This window comes from Streptomyces sp. GbtcB6 (genome assembly GCF_019091475.1).
Taxonomy (GTDB): Bacteria; Actinomycetota; Actinomycetes; order Streptomycetales; family Streptomycetaceae; genus Streptomyces; species Streptomyces hyaluromycini.
In genome coordinates, this window is the sequence record NZ_JAGXJL010000014.1 from 210,386 (window position 1) to 224,634 (window position 14,249).

The following is a 14,249-nucleotide window of genomic DNA, read 5'->3' on the forward strand; positions in this document are numbered from 1 at the left end:
GCCGGTGGTTGATTCCGATTCCCGATGAGGGATTCGCAACTTCTGCGTTGCTTCCTGGCTTTCACCGCGTATTGCCGTGCGGCGAAAGCCATGTGGTTATTCCAGTGGGGTCCAAGTTGATTGACATCCCCTTCCGGACCGCCGATCAACAGCCCCCCACGCGCGGCGAATTACCGGACCCCCGATCCGCTTTCGCCCCGATGCCGCCGGAGCCGGCGGTCCGCGGTCCGGCGGAAGCGCGCCGGAAGGGCCCGCACCACCTGGCCGTTCTCGGTTGATTCGGGGGCGGAAAGGGCCTGTCAATCAACTCTGGCGCTGCTGCAATCGAAGACGAGGAGGAGCCGCCGACAACGCGGCCGACCCGGGTCGCGGGCTTGTGGCCTCCCTGACCGGTTGTCCCGCGTTCCCCACGGGGGAGGGAACGCGGGACAACCGACGGGCAGGGATCCGGGAAATCGGCCGAGCGATGTCTGTTGCGGAGAGGCCGTGGCACCTCATCGTGGATCCGCGTAATCCGCGGGCCCATTTCCCTGAGAAGGAGCATCACTCACGTGGGTCGTCCTGAGAGTCCACTGGATCCCGAGGCCGGACCGGTCCAGCGCTTCGCCCATGAGCTGCGCACGTTGCGCCAGGAGGCCGGCGGGCCCACCTACCGCTCCATGGCCGAACGGTGCGGATACGCGCCCGCCACCCTCTCCGAGGCCGCCGCCGGGGAGCGGCTGCCCTCGCTGCCCGTGGTCCTGGCGTACGCGACCGCGTGCGGCGGGCGCGCCGCCGACTGGGAGCGGCGCTGGCACCAGGTCGCGCGGGAGGAGGAACAGGAGCAACTGGCGCCCGACGACGGGACACCGGGTCCGTATCTCGGGCTGTCGCGCTTCGAGCCCGGCGATCACGACAGGTTCTTCGGCCGGGACCGGCTGACGGCCGATCTGGTCCGGACGGCCGGGGCGCACCGCTTCACCGGGCTCATCGGCATGTCCGGCAGCGGGAAGTCCTCGCTGCTGCGAGCGGGCCTCATCCCCGCGCTGCGGCAGGCCCCGCCGACGGCCCGCCCGGCGGCCATCCGGATCCTGACGCCCGGCGCACGACCGGCCGACCGGCACGCTCCCGCTCTGACCCCTGCGGCCGGCGAGGGGGAAACCTGGGTGCTGGTCGACCAGTTCGAGGAGGTGTTCACCCTCTGCCACGACAGCGACGAGCGCGTCAGGTTCATCGAGCACCTGCTGACGGCACTCGACGAGGACAGCCGCCTGCGCGTGGTGATCGCGGTGCGGGCCGACTTCTACGGCCGCTGCGGCGAACACCACGGCCTCGCCCGCGCCCTCCAGAGCGCCAACCTGCTCGTCACACCGATGAGCAGGGAAGAACTGCGGGAAGCGATCGTCGGACCGGCCGCCGCCCACGGTCTGATGCTGGAGCGCGCGCTCAGCGCGAGGATCATCGACGAAGTGGCGGACGAACCCGGCAGCCTGCCGCTGATGTCCCACGCCCTGCTGGAGACCTGGCGCCGCCGCAGGGGCAAGACCCTCACCCTCAAGGCCTACGAGGCCGCCGGCGGCATCCACGGTGCCATCGCCGGTACCGCCGAGCAGGTCTACACCCGGCTGCGGCCCGAGCAGGCCGCCCTCGCCCGGAGCCTGCTGCTGCGCCTGATCACCCCCGGCGAGGGAGCCCAGGACACCCGCCGTCCCGCGCCGCACAGCGAACTCAACCCCACGAGCGGCGCCGACACCGACCAGATCCTCGAACTGCTGGCCCGCGCCCGGCTGGTCACCCTCGACGACGACACCGTGGACCTCGCCCACGAAGCCGTCATCACCGCCTGGCCCCGGCTGCGCGACTGGATCGACACCAGCCGCGACCTCCTGCGCGGACAGCGCCGCTTATCCGAAGCGGCAAAGTCCTGGGACGAACTCGGCCGCGACCCCGGTGCCCTCTACCGCGGCACCCGGCTCGCCACCGCCGAGGAGACCTTCACCGCGGAACAGCAGGACCACTTCACCCCGCTGGAGAAGGACTTCCTGGCGGCGAGCCTCCAGTCCCGCGACGACGAACGCAGACAGGCCGCCCGCAGGACGCGCCGACTGCGCGCCCTCGTCGCCGGTCTGGCGTTCCTGCTCGTCGCGGCGCTCACGGCTACCGGCACGGCGCTCGACCAGCGCCAGAGCGCGGTCACCGCACAGCGCCAGGCCCTGTCCCGCCAACTCGCCGCGCAGTCCACCGCCCTGCTGGGCAGCGACTCGGACCTGGCCTCCCTGCTGGCGATCCAGGCCTACCGCACCAGCCCCACCCGCGAAGCCACCACAAGCCTGTACGCCGCCGCGAGCGTGCCACTCGTACACCGCATCGCGGCCAACGCCGACACAGTGGAATCGGTTGTCTTCAGCCCGGACAGCAGGACGGTGGTGACGACTGGCAGCGACGACTATTCCGGCCCCGCCGACATCAAACTCTGGGACGCCGCAAGTGGCCGTCAGCGGTCCACTCTGCCCAGCACGGGCACAGCCGTGTGGTCCCCGGGCTTCGACCACAGCGGAGAGCGTCTCGTCGCCACGGGGGGCACGAGCGTCCGGGTATGGAACGTCGCGAAACGCCGCGTCGAAAGCCGTGCCGCGATATCCGACCAGCGTGTGGCAGCCGTTGCTTTCGTTCACGGCCGGGCGACGGCGGTGAACGACGCCGGACGCGTATGGGATGTGGCCACCGGCCGCGTGAAGACCACGCTCTCCGCTCCCTCCAGCCTCGAAATGACGGTGGCCTTCAGCCCGGACGGCCACACCGTGGCCACGGGCGGCCACAACCGGAAGATCTTCCTGTCGGACCTGGACACCGGCCGGATCCGGGCAACGCTCACCACCGACTCCCTGGACTCCTTGCAGGCAGTGGTCTTCAGCCCCGACGGCCACACCGTGGCGACGGGAAGCGCATCAGGAGTGGTACGACTGTGGGACGCGGCCACCGGACGCGCCGAGGCGAGCCTCACCGGTCACCGCGCCACCGTCCGCGCCCTGGCCTACAGCCCGGACGGTACGACCCTGGCCTCCGGCAGCGATGACGGCAGCGTACGGCTGTGGGACGTCTCCAGCCGCCGGCCCAGGATCACTCTCACCGGGCACACCGAGGCGGTGAACTCGGTCGCGTTCAGCCCGGACGGTGCCACCCTGGCCTCGGGAGACAGCAGCGGAACGCTACGCCTGTGGAATGCCGCCAGCCGTCAGCCCACCGCCACACTCCGTAAACCTGGGACCGACGCCACCACAGTGGCTTTCAGCCCACACGGCACCACCGTTGCCGTCGGGGCCGTGTCCAGGCGCTCGCCCGACAGCAGCGTACGACTGTGGAACACGGCAACCGGCGAGATCACACACTTGCCACCGAGCCGCGGGCGCAACTTCGCGATCGCTTTCAGCCCCGACGGCGGCACAGTGGCGAGCAGCGACTCGTCGGGGACAGTAACTCTGTGGGACACGGCGACCGGACAGCGGAAGAAGACACTTCGCGCAGCAGGAGCGGCAGTCGCGTTCAGCCCGGACGGCAGCACGCTCGCCACCAGCGACTACGACGGGACCGTCACACTCAGAGACGCCGCCACCGGCCGGACGAAGAAGGTCTTCCCGAACAAACCCGCTGCAGGGACGGAGCCGTCGCTGGTCTTCAACTCCGCGGGCACAACACTCGCCGCCATCGGCGCGCTTGGACGCGTACGGTTGCTGGACGTGGGCAGCGGCCACGTCATGCCCACCCTGTACATACCGCAAAAGGAGACCGCTGCCGGGACAACGAGTCCCACGAAAGACCTCGACATATCGGATAAAGCCGTCAAGTCGGCCTCTTTCAGCCCGGACGGCACCACCCTCGCCACCAGCAACCAAGACGGAACCGTACGGCTGTGGAATCCAGCCACCGCCGGCATCAAGGACACCTTCCCCAACGCGGGGACCGTCGTGGCCTTCAGCCCGGACGGCACCACCCTGGCCACCGGCCACAGTGACAGCGACGACGGCGGATCGGTGTCGCTACTGGACGTTGCCACCGGGTACTCACGTGCCGAATTCGTCGGCCACACCGGCGAAGTGCAGTCCCTGGCCTTCAGTCCCGACGGCCACACGCTGGCCAGCAGCGACAGCGACGGCACCGTACAACTGTGGAACGTCACCCTGCCCAGAACGACCCGGCTGATCCACAACCTCTGCGCCGCCATCCACCGCGACATCACGGACCGGGAACGGTCCCTGTACCTGCCCGGCTCCGCGCGCCAGTCGGTATGCGGATGAGGACGCAGCGCAGGGCGCCCTTCGAACGAAGGGCGCCCCACGCGCGTTCAGGCCGAGTCAGGCCGAGCCAGGCGCAACGCTACGCGTCGTAGTCCTGGTCGAACCGGTCCTGCATCTCCTGCTCGGTGTCGTCCAGGTTCTGGCGACCGCGCTCAGGAATCTGCCGGCCACGCTCCTGCGCCTGCTTGCCGCTCTGCTGACCCTGCTGGCGGGCCTGCTGGCCACGCTGCTGGGCCTGCTCGCCACGCTGCTGCGCCTGCTCACCACGCTGCTGCGCCTGCTGCTGGCCCTCTTGCATCTTCTGCTTGGCCTGTCCCTGCGTCTTGCCGGCCTTGTCCTTCATACCCATGTGGGTTCACTCCCGTGGAGGGTGAGGGGATCGGCCCTCAGTGGGGCCTCGACCAGACTCACACGGGCCGACTACGCTCGCATTTCGATCAATGACGGTGCGTAGCGCGCGCCTCCTCGTCGGCCGCCCCACCTGCGCCGACGAGCCCCGTGCGGATGCCCTGCAACCGGGGCGCGAACCGCTTCATCTCCCGCTGCCCGACCGCGCCGATGATCGCCGGCAGATACCCGCGCACGCCCTGCATCCCACGCAGCCACCCTTGCCCGTACACATGCGCCGAGCGCCGCTCGATCCCGGCCACGATCCGGTCCACGGCCGGACCCAGCGGGTACGTCTTGTTCGCCGGCCACGGCAGCCGCTGCCGCAACTCCCGCATCACGTCGTCCTGGTCGGCGCCGCGCACCATGTCGGTGTCCGTCCAGGACAGGTACCCGACCCCGACCCGCACGCCCTGGTGGCCGACCTCGGCGCGCAGGCTGTGCGCGTACGCCTCCACACCCGCCTTTGACGCGCAGTACGCCGTCATCATCGGCGCCGGCGTGATCGCGGCCAGCGACGCGATCTGCAGCAGATAGCCGCGGCTCTCCGCGAGGACCGGCAGGAACGCCCGCCCGGTCACCGCCGAGCCGATCAGGTTGACCTCGATCACCCGCCGCCAGGCATCGGGGTCGGAGTCGGCGAACGGACCGCCGTTCGCCACCCCGGCGTTGGCCACCACGATGTCAGCCTTCCCGAACCGCTCCTTGACCTCCCGCGCGACCCGGCTCATCGCCTCGTGGTCGGTGACGTCGGCGTACCAGTGCGCACTGTCGGTGTGCAGCCGCCCGGAGACCTCCTTGAGGGCCTCCTCCTCCAGCCCGACCAGCGCGATCCTCGCCCCGCGCGCGGAGAGCTTGCGGGCGAGCAACTCGCCGACTCCGCGCGCCGCTCCGGTGACGACGGCGACCTGTCCTTCGAGACCGACCCTGCTCATGAGCCCTCCTTGATCCGCTCGGGCCCGTCGGCGCCGGCTTCTTCAGGGGCGCCGGTCACGTACGTGGTGACCAGTTCCCGGATCTTTCCGTTGACCAGCTCCGGTGCCTCGACCGGGGTCATGTGGCCCATGCCCGGCAGTTCGGTGAGGCCGAGGGGGTGCGGCAGCGCGGCGACCAGCGCGCGGGCGTGCACCGGGGGCGTGAGCCGGTCGGCCGTGCCGGTGACGATCGCGGTGGGGACGCGCAACTCCCGTACGCCGTGGTCGAGGTCGAGCTGCGCGAGGACACGCGCCCAGGCGTGGCGCACGGCGCGCGGGCAGGCGTGCACGATCCGTGCGCACGCCTCCACCATGTGCGGGGCGGAACCGGGGCCCATGGTCACGTACTTGAGGATGCGGCGCGCGACGGGCGTGACCGGTCCGAGCGGGGCGCGCGAGGCCAGGACGCGCGCCGTGAGCCAGGTGCGCGGGCCGCCGGCGCGCATCGGCAGGACGCGGGCCTCCGCGACCAGCCGCGAACTGCCGGTGCTGCACAGCAGAACGGCGGCGGCGTGCTCACGGAAGCGGGGGCGCGCGGCGGCCGCCATGCCGGTCATGCCGCCCATGGAGTGGCCGACGATCACGGCACGCTCCCCGCGCTCAAGGGTCTGCGCGAGCACCGCTTCGAGGTCGTCCGCCAGCGCCCGGGTGCTGCACGCGGGGCTCTCGGGACTGCGCCCGTGCCCCCGCTGGTCGTACGCGATGACCCGGTGGTCGGCGGCCAGTTCCCGTATCTGCGCGGCCCAGAAGGCGGTCGAGCAGGTCCAGCCGTGGGCGAGGACGACGGGGGGCGCGTCCTCGGGACCGTGCACCTCGGCGTGCAGGCGGGCGCCGTCGGCGGAGACGACCGTGACTTCCCGCGCGGGGGCGGGCGGGGCGTACGGCCCGGTGGTCACATGGGTGAGCCGGCTCACGCGCCCACCTCCACGTCCGCGACCTTCTCGCCGCCGGTACCGCCGCCGCTGCCGGGCAGGAGCGCGCGGATCACGTCGTACTCCGCGAGGTCCACTCGCTGGGTCGCCCGCCGGAACTCCGTGGTCGTACCGGGCCAGATGGTGGTGTTGCGGCCGCTCGCGTCGAGGTACCAGCTGGTGCAGCCGCCGGTGTTCCAGACGGTGCGCTTCATGCGCTCCTGGACCCGGTGGTTCCAGGCGGCCACCGCACCGGGCCGCGCGTCCAGGGCCACCCGGCCGCCGAGTACGCCGAGCTGGCGCAGATAGTCGGCCATGTAGTTCAGCTGGGACTCGATCATGAGGATCATGGAGGAGTTCCCGAGGCCGGTGTTGGGCCCGATGATCGTCATCCAGTTGGGGAACCCGGCGGCCGAGGCACCGCGCAGCGCCTCCATACCGCCCTTCCATGCCTCCGCCAGGGTCCGCCCGTCGGCGCCGACGACCCGCTCGGCGATGGGCATGTCGGTGACGTGGAAGCCGGTGCCGAAGATGATCGTGTCGACCTCGGCTGAGGCGCCGTCGGCGGCCACCACCGTCGATCCTCGGACCTCGGCGAGCCCGCTCGCCACCACGTCCACGTTGGGCTGCGCGATCGCCGGATAGTAGGCGCTGGAGAGCAGGATCCGCTTGCAGCCGATGCGGTAGTCCGGGGTGAGTTTGGCGCGCAGCGCCGGGTCCTTGATCGCGCGGGCCATGTTGCGCTTGGCGAGACTCTCGACCAGACCGAGTTCGTCGGGCCGCTTGGTGAACGCCTGGACCTGGAGCTCCCGGATGCCCCACAGGAGCCCGCGCCGGGCCTGGGTGGTGAAGGGCAGCGCGCGGTGCAGCCGGCGCTCGGCGGCGCTGATGGCCCGGTCCACCCGAGGCATCACCCACGGGGGCGTGCGCTGGAAGAGGGTGAGGTGAGCGACCTCGGGCTGGACGGCGGGCACGATCTGGATCGCGGAGGCACCGGTGCCGACCATGGCGACCCGCTTGCCGCGCAGGTCGTGGTCGTGGTCCCAGCGGGCCGAGTGGAAGACCTTGCCGGGAAACGAGTCCAGCCCGGGGATCTCCGGGATCTTCGGGTCGGACAGCGGCCCGGTGGCGGAGACGACGACGTCGGCGGAGAAGGAGCCGGCGGCGGTCTCGATGTCCCAGCGCAGCGCCTCCGGGTCCCAGGTCATCCGCGTCACCTCGGCGTCGAAGCGGAGGTGGGGACGGAGCCCGAAGACGTCGGTGACGTGCTCCAGATAGGCGCGGATGTGCTCCTGCCCGGAGAAGGTGCGCGGCCAGTCCGGGTTGGGCGCGAAGGAGAAGGAGTACAGATGGGACGGCACGTCGCAGGCGCACCCCGGATAGCTGTTGTCCCGCCAGGTACCGCCGACGCTGCCGGCCCGTTCCAGGACGACGAAGTCGGTGATCCCCTCCCTGCGCAACCGCACGGCCGCGCCCAGCCCGCCGAACCCGGACCCGATCACCGCCACCCGTACCTGCTCGTGCTGGGCCATCCCGGAGCCTCCACACCTCACCCGCGATTACGCCAGTGAACACTGGCACGGTTGGACTGTAGAGCAGCTGTGTACCGATGGGTAGGGGTCGGACGGGCGAAAGTTACCCGCGGTACAACATAGGCTGCGCACGTGGCAGACCACGGCGCGCGAAAGACCTCCACAGCCCCCGACCAGCGGCTCGACCAGGGCGGCGGGCGCGAGTACCGCATGGAGGAACTGGCCGGACTGGCCGGCATCACCGTGCGCACCCTGCGCTTCTACCGCGAGCGCAAGCTGATCCCGCCACCCCGCCGCGAGGGCCGTATCGCCTGGTACGACGACCACCACCTGGCCCGGCTGCGCACGATCTCGGCGCTCCTGGAACGCGGCCACACCCTGAACGGCATCGCGGAGCTCGCGGAAGCCCTCGACCAGGGCCGCGACGTCGCCGACCTGCTCGGCGTCGGCGCCCCCACCGAGGAGGAACCGGTCCGACTCACCCCCGAGGAGCTCGCCGCCCGCTTCGAGGGCGAGGTCACCCCGGAGAACCTCGCCGCCGCCATGGACCTCGGCTACCTCGGCACCGACGGCGACGACATCGTCCACATCAGCCGCCGCCTGCTGGACGCCTCCTCGGCCCTGGTCCGCGAGGGCTTCCCGCTCGCGGAGGTCCTGGCAGCCGGCCGCAGCGTCCGCGAACACGCCGACGCCCTCGCCGAACTCTTCGCCGAACTCGTCCTGCGCCACGGCCCCGAAGAGGACATGGAACGCCTGCGCCCCCTGGCCCGCAGCGTGGTGGAGGCAGAGGTGTCCCTGGCACTGGACCGACGGCTGCGCAAGCGGGACTAGGTCACCGATCGCACATATCACTCCTTCGAGGTACTTTCCGACGAATCTTCCTCGTGCCGATGTTCGCGCTCCGAGAGTGAGATCGAAAAGGCCCCGGCGGCTGTGCGACCAGCCCCGGGGTACGGCCGACTCTGCCTAGGAGCGTCGACGTGCCCAAGCGTAGCCCTCAAGCAACACCGCCCACCCCATCCCATCCTCACCGCGCCGGGCGGCCAAGAGCCCTTGCCGCCGTGCGTCTCAGCTGTCTCACCAACGCGACGACCTCGCCGGCCCGGCAGCGCGCAGTCATCCGACACAGCGCCGAGCAGCTCGGCTTCGACCTGGTGGCCGAGGCGTCTGATCTCGGCGTCTCAGCTCGCCGGATGTCGCCGTTCGCAAGGCCCTCTCTCTCGTCCTGGCTGCTGCTTCCTCAGGCGTTCGACGCGATCATGTGGTCTCACGTGGATCGTGCCGTACGTTCCGTGGCTCACATGGTCGAACTGATCACACGGGCGGAAACACGGGCGGACACTCGTCTTCGGTATGCCGGAAGCCGAGTGGCCTCTCGTAGTGACACCGCAGGCGGACAGCTCGACCATCCGGCGGTGCATGGACCTCGCCCAAGACGCCGAGAGGGAGGCCCGCACCATCTCCGCGCACCTCAGCAGCAGTCACGAAGCGCTGCGGGCAGCGGGTCGCTACGGCGGCGGCCTGATCCCTTTCGGATACCGGAAGGCACCGCACCCCTCGGGTAGCGGGTGGTGTCTGACCCCTGACCCCGAGTCGGCCGCCCTCGTCCGCACAATCATCGCCGACGTACACAAGGGACGTTCCCTGGTCGCCATCGCGCGCGAACTGAACGAGTCGGGAGTACTCGTGCCACGTGACCGCCACGCCCAGCTCCAAGGGCGCTCGACGGGCGGGCGCCGGCACGGACGGGACTTCGACCGATTCCGGTGGACGTCAGGCACCTTGTCCAAGGTGCTGCGCGGTCCCTCGCTGATGGGACACCGGACGCATGGCGGGCAGACGGTTCGCGACGCATACGGCGACCCGGTGCTCGTCGGTGAACCGCTGCTGACCGACAAGGAATTCCAGGCCTTGCAAGAAATCCTGGCGACCCGCGCCAACGGCACCCGCCGGCCGAGATCCCGGACGACCGCTCTCCTCACCGGCGTCGCGCATTGCGCAGGTTGCGAGGGGCGCATGTACCTCGCTGTACGCAAAGGGTATCCGTACGGCGACTACACGTGCCGTGCAACAGCGCGCGGCGAGGCCTGTCCCGCCCCGGCCGCAATGCGCTCCGACTGGCTCGAGGAATACACCATCGACCACTTTCACAAGGCCACGTCGATGGATGGGCCGGTCTCCCGCGAACTCCTGCTCGAAAGCATCGTCCGCGTCACCGTCGGCAAGGGGCACTGCGGTGGCGGCCCGGCACGGCTCCTCGGACCGGACATCTCACGTCTGACCTTCACACTCGGCGAGGACACCGGTCCGCGTCACATCTCGAAGACCACCGTCACCGGAGCGTGATCCGACCACCGCTCCTCATGACTGGCCGCTCGCTCCACCACTGCCTTGACGGCGCGGGCGGCCAGCCCAGGGGTCGCCACGGCGAGGTCGATGCGCCATCCTGAATCGTTGTCAAAGGCCCGCCCCCGGTACGACCACCAGGAGTACGGCCCCTCGACGTCCGGATGCAGGGCGCGCACGACGTCGACGTAGCCGCCGTCGGCCGGGTCCAGGACGTTGCCGAGCCACTCCCGCTCCTCCGGGAGGAAGCCGGAGTTCTTGGTGTTGCCGCGCCAGTTCTTCAGGTCGGCCTGCTGGTGGGCGATGTTCCAGTCGCCGCAGACGACGACCTCGCGCCCGTCGGCGGCGGCCCGCTCGCGCAGCTCCTTCAGATGGGCCAGGAACTCGCCCATGAACCGGTACTTCTCGTCCTGCCGCTCGGTGCCCACCTCCCCGGAGGGGAGGTAGAGGGAGGCGACGGTCACACCGGGCAGGTCGGCCTCGACATAGCGCCCGCTCGCGTCGAACTCGTCCGACCCGAAGCCGATGCGCACACGGTCCGGCTCACGCCGGGTGTACAGGGAGACGCCCGCGCGCCCCTTGGCAGCCGCGGGCGCGTGCACCACGTGCCACCCGCCGGGCGCGCGCACCTCCTCCGGGAGCTGCTGCGGCTCCGCGCGCACCTCCTGCAGACAGAGCACGTCCGCGGAGGTCTGCGCGAGCCACTCCACGAAGCCCTTCTTCGCGGCGGCCCGAAGCCCGTTCACATTCACCGAGGTCACAGTCAGCACGCGGGAACGATACCGGCACACTGGACGGAGTCCGGATGTGCACCACACTCACCACCTACATGAATATACGATGCATCACATGAATATTCGCCCAGTCGCCTTCGACCACCCCGACGCCGTCAAGCTGAACGACGAGGTCCAGGCCGAGTACCAGCTGCGCTACGGCGACGGCGGCGACGCCACCGTCCTCGACACGGCCGACTTCCAGCCGCCGAACGGCGTCTACCTGATCGCGTACGACGAGTCCGACCGCCCCGTGGCCACCGGCGGCTGGCGCAGCCAGGACGAGAACGGCGAGGGCAACGAGGACGGCGACGCCGAACTCAAGCGCATGTTCGTCGTCGAGGGGATGCGCGGCCGGGGCCTGGCCCGCAGCATGCTCACGGCCCTGGAGGACGACGCCCGCGCGGCCGGCCGCCTCCGCATGGTCCTGGAGACCGGCACCAAGCAGCCGGAGGCCATCGCCCTGTACACCTCCAGCGGCTACGAACCGTGCACCAAGTTCGGCTACTACCGGCACTACGAGTCGAGCCGCTGCTTCGCCAAGACCCTGCGGGCGGACGCATCGGCGGATCTGTAGGCCGCAACGGCCGCAACGGCCTCAACTGTCGCAACTGCCGCAGCGGACCTGCCGGGTGGCGGCCCAGCCGTCACCCACCGGGTCGGCGTGGAGCGGGAACGACGAAGACCCCGCACGATCTTCACGATCGTGCGGGGTCTCACCGTGCAGTGGACCTGAGGGGATTTGAACCCCTGGCCCCCTCGATGCGAACGAGGTGCGCTACCGGACTGCGCCACAGGCCCTTGCAACGAGTGAAACTCTAGCATCCCCGTCGGGGTGCTTGGAAATCCGTTCCCTGACTGGTCAGGAGCGGGGTGCCGAGGTGCCCCGCGCCCTCTCCGCCAGGTCATTCGTTGGCCGCGCGCGGGCGGTCGCCGTCCTCGTACTGGTCGAAGAGGGGGGTGCGGCCGCGCTCGCGTGCCCGGCGGGCGGAGGCCGCGCGGCGGGCGTCGGTCCGGCCGTCGGCCGTCTTGTCGTCGTCGGCGGCGGGCGCCGGCTCCTCCGCCTCGGCCTCCGGCGCCGCCGGCTTGGTCTCCTGCTCCGGCGTGACGGCACTGGACCGCGCCGAACTCCACGCGTCCGGCGCCCCCAGGTCCACGTCGGAGGTGGCGCGCGGCGCGACCGGCGCGGTCACGTACGTCGGCAGGGGCACCGGCACGGGGTCCCAGCTGTCCCCGTGCCCGGGCCGCCGCTGCCGCTCGCGCTGCTGGTCGACCCATTCGGCGTGGTCGGTCTGCTCGACAAGGGCGCGCCGGTCGGCGGCGAGCGCGGACAGGCCGGGGTCGGTCCCGGTCTCTGGTCCTTCCTCCGGTTCGTCCGCGGCCGCCTCGGGGTCGAGGGGCGGGCGGCGGCGCGGCTGGCGCTCCCGCAACCGCTGCGCGGCGACTTCGGCCTGACGCCGGTCCATCTGGTAGGCGAAGCGCCGGCGCTCCTGTGCGCGCAGGTACGCGATGTAGGCGCTGAGCATGACGGCGGGCACGCCGGGTGCCCACAGGAACGCGAGCCCTCCGACGGCGGCGACGATCGCGCCCAGCGTGAACGCGGCGAAGAGCATGACGGTGGTGCGCCGACGGCGCGCGAGCGCCTTCGAGCGCCGGGCGCGTTCCGCGGCCGCCTGCGCGGAGGGCGCGCGCCGTGCGGCCGGAACCTGTTTGCGCGCGGGCGCGGAGCCCGACTTGGGCGCGGGCGCGGAGGTGGACACGGGGACGGATGCCGAGGCCGGCGCGGCGCCTGTCTGACGGGGCGGCGTGGACGGGGACTTGGCCGCCGGCGCGACCGTCTGGTCGCGCGCCGGTTCCTGACGCCCGGGCGCCTCCGGCTGCACGTCCGCCCGGACCTGACGGCGGGTCGGAGGCATGGCGAAGGCCCGGACGTCCACCGAGTCGGTGGCGGCGTCCGGATCGCCGGCGTCCTGCTCCCCCTCCGAGGCGGAGCGCGCCCGCAGGTCCCTGGCGTACCGGCGCTCCATCCCCGCCCGTCCGGACAGCAGCCGGATGGCGGTGCTGAAGCGTTCCGTCGGACGGGCCTCGTTCAGCTCGTCCTGCCTACGGAGCCACATCGGCACCAAGTAGGCGGCCCAGGCCCCGACAATGACTGCGTAGATGAGGCCGCTGCTGCTCACGCCTCACACGGTAGAGGGGTTTGCGTGGGGCCATCTGCCAATTGCGCCGGTGTGTCGCACGATCCGGCTGATATTTCGAGCTTTTTTTGTGACCGATGCGATCAGCAGGCCGCCGAAGCCGTGAATTCAATGCCCCGAGACAGTCAACAACCGATCACTTTCGAACATGCATTCAATTTTTCGGCTAGCCGGGATTCCCTGGGGTGTTCTGCGGATTCCAGGGCCCGTTCGGGGTGCCCGTCGAACCCGGTGCCTTCGCGGACGCGCTCTGGGAGCGTGCCCGCTGCCAGCGGCCGAGCAACCCCTCGGGCACCTCTTCCGCGGTGAGCGCGAAGACGAGATGGTCGCGCCAGGCGCCGTCGATGTGGAGATAACGTGGCCGCAGCCCCTCCTCACGGAATCCGAGTTTCTCCACGACCCGGCGGCTGGGCCGGTTCTCCGGGCGAATGCAGACCTCGATGCGGTGCAGACCAACGGTGCGGAAACAGTGGTCCACCACGAGCGCGACGGCCGTCGGCATCACCCCGCGGCCGGCCACCGACTGGTCCACCCAGTAGCCGACGTGCCCCGAGCACATCGAACCCCAGGTGATCCCGGCGACCGTCAACTGCCCGACCAGTTGCCCCTGGTACTCGATGACGAACGGCAGCATCCGGCCCGCGTTCGCCTCGGAGCGCAGATGCCGGACCATCTGCCGGTAGGTCGGCCGGTGCGCGATCGGACCGCTGGGCGTGGGCGGCGGGATGGTCGCCTCCCACGGGCGCAGCCAGTCGCGGTTGCGCCGGTTGACCTCGCGCCAGGCCCGTTGGTCGCGCACCCTTATGGGCCGGAGGACGACGTCGCCGTCCACCAGCACGACGGGCCAGGACAGG

At 70.8% G+C, this 14,249-nt stretch carries 11 protein-coding genes, 1 tRNA gene and 1 pseudogene; 5 read left to right on the forward strand and 8 right to left on the reverse strand.

From position 1 onward, the window contains the following. Nucleotides 1-551: 551 nt before the first annotated feature. Nucleotides 552-4,274, forward strand: a complete 3,723-nt coding sequence (locus KVT45_RS24670; protein ID WP_308310852.1) for a hypothetical protein — start codon at nucleotides 552-554, stop codon at nucleotides 4,272-4,274. 79 nt (nucleotides 4,275-4,353) lie between these two features. Here the strand turns inward: KVT45_RS24670 and KVT45_RS24675 are convergent, their stop codons facing one another. From KVT45_RS24675 to KVT45_RS24690, 4 genes are all read right to left on the reverse strand, one after another. Next, the gene (locus tag KVT45_RS24675) at nucleotides 4,354-4,617 is read right to left on the reverse strand and encodes a hypothetical protein (protein WP_254647281.1); all 264 of its coding nucleotides are present in this window, start codon (nucleotides 4,615-4,617) and stop codon (nucleotides 4,354-4,356) included. Nucleotides 4,618-4,711: 94 nt separating this feature from the next. Then, nucleotides 4,712-5,596: an SDR family oxidoreductase gene (locus tag KVT45_RS24680; RefSeq protein ID WP_217550918.1), complete on the reverse strand. Its 885-nt coding sequence runs from the start codon at nucleotides 5,594-5,596 to the stop codon at nucleotides 4,712-4,714. Further along, nucleotides 5,593-6,549 (reverse strand): alpha/beta fold hydrolase, encoded by a 957-nt coding sequence (locus KVT45_RS24685; RefSeq protein ID WP_217550920.1) that lies wholly within the window; start codon nucleotides 6,547-6,549, stop codon nucleotides 5,593-5,595. Before KVT45_RS24685 ends, KVT45_RS24680 begins: the two co-directional genes overlap by 4 nt. Continuing rightward, nucleotides 6,546-8,078, reverse strand: coding sequence for an NAD(P)/FAD-dependent oxidoreductase (locus KVT45_RS24690; RefSeq protein WP_217550922.1), 1,533 nt, complete (start codon nucleotides 8,076-8,078; stop codon nucleotides 6,546-6,548). The genes KVT45_RS24685 and KVT45_RS24690 overlap by 4 nt, the downstream gene beginning before the upstream one ends. 210 nt (nucleotides 8,079-8,288) lie before the next feature. Here KVT45_RS24690 and KVT45_RS24695 point away from each other — a divergent pair, with 210 nt between their 5' ends. The 3 genes and pseudogenes from KVT45_RS24695 (at nucleotide 8,289) to KVT45_RS24700 (ending at nucleotide 10,424) form a co-directional block, all read left to right on the forward strand. Next, nucleotides 8,289-8,909 carry a MerR family transcriptional regulator gene (locus KVT45_RS24695; RefSeq protein ID WP_217551026.1) on the forward strand — a complete coding sequence of 207 codons (621 nt, stop codon included), beginning with the start codon at nucleotides 8,289-8,291 and terminating at the stop codon, nucleotides 8,907-8,909. Nucleotides 8,910-9,139: 230 nt separating this feature from the next. Further along, a pseudogene (locus KVT45_RS58460) lies at nucleotides 9,140-9,376 on the forward strand (recombinase family protein); the annotation flags it as partial. A 121-nt stretch (nucleotides 9,377-9,497) separates the two neighbouring features. Beyond that, nucleotides 9,498-10,424 (forward strand): recombinase family protein, encoded by a 927-nt coding sequence (locus tag KVT45_RS24700; protein WP_217550924.1) that lies wholly within the window; start codon nucleotides 9,498-9,500, stop codon nucleotides 10,422-10,424. On the opposite strand, the gene KVT45_RS24705 is transcribed toward KVT45_RS24700, so the two are convergent. Beyond that, nucleotides 10,391-11,194, reverse strand: a complete 804-nt coding sequence (locus KVT45_RS24705) for an exodeoxyribonuclease III (RefSeq protein ID WP_217550926.1) — start codon at nucleotides 11,192-11,194, stop codon at nucleotides 10,391-10,393. The genes KVT45_RS24700 and KVT45_RS24705 overlap by 34 nt on opposite strands. A 79-nt stretch (nucleotides 11,195-11,273) precedes the next feature. On the opposite strand from KVT45_RS24705, the gene KVT45_RS24710 reads away from it, so the two are divergent. Continuing rightward, nucleotides 11,274-11,774: a GNAT family N-acetyltransferase gene (locus tag KVT45_RS24710; protein WP_217550928.1), complete on the forward strand. Its 501-nt coding sequence runs from the start codon at nucleotides 11,274-11,276 to the stop codon at nucleotides 11,772-11,774. Nucleotides 11,775-11,924: 150 nt separating this feature from the next. Here the strand turns inward: KVT45_RS24710 and KVT45_RS24715 are convergent. From KVT45_RS24715 to KVT45_RS24725, 3 genes are all read right to left on the reverse strand, one after another. Continuing rightward, nucleotides 11,925-11,998: transfer RNA gene (locus KVT45_RS24715), tRNA-Ala, on the reverse strand. Nucleotides 11,999-12,102: 104 nt separating this feature from the next. After that, nucleotides 12,103-13,377, reverse strand: coding sequence for a gephyrin-like molybdotransferase receptor GlpR (gene glpR / locus KVT45_RS24720; RefSeq protein ID WP_217550929.1), 1,275 nt, complete (start codon nucleotides 13,375-13,377; stop codon nucleotides 12,103-12,105). A 184-nt stretch (nucleotides 13,378-13,561) separates the two neighbouring features. Next, nucleotides 13,562-14,233, reverse strand: coding sequence for a GNAT family N-acetyltransferase (locus KVT45_RS24725; RefSeq protein ID WP_217550931.1), 672 nt, complete (start codon nucleotides 14,231-14,233; stop codon nucleotides 13,562-13,564). Nucleotides 14,234-14,249 lie beyond the last annotated feature (16 nt).

Coding starts and splice junctions, on each gene's coding strand:
- KVT45_RS24710 (WP_217550928.1), top strand. CDS start 11,274: ATGAATATTCGCCCAGTCGCCTTCGACCACCCCGACGCCGTCAAGCTG.
- KVT45_RS24695 (WP_217551026.1), top strand. CDS start 8,289: ATGGAGGAACTGGCCGGACTGGCCGGCATCACCGTGCGCACCCTGCGC.
- KVT45_RS24680 (WP_217550918.1), bottom strand. CDS start 5,596: ATGAGCAGGGTCGGTCTCGAAGGACAGGTCGCCGTCGTCACCGGAGCG.
- KVT45_RS24700 (WP_217550924.1), top strand. CDS start 9,498: ATGGACCTCGCCCAAGACGCCGAGAGGGAGGCCCGCACCATCTCCGCG.
- KVT45_RS24675 (WP_254647281.1), bottom strand. CDS start 4,617: ATGAAGGACAAGGCCGGCAAGACGCAGGGACAGGCCAAGCAGAAGATG.
- KVT45_RS24690 (WP_217550922.1), bottom strand. CDS start 8,078: ATGGCCCAGCACGAGCAGGTACGGGTGGCGGTGATCGGGTCCGGGTTC.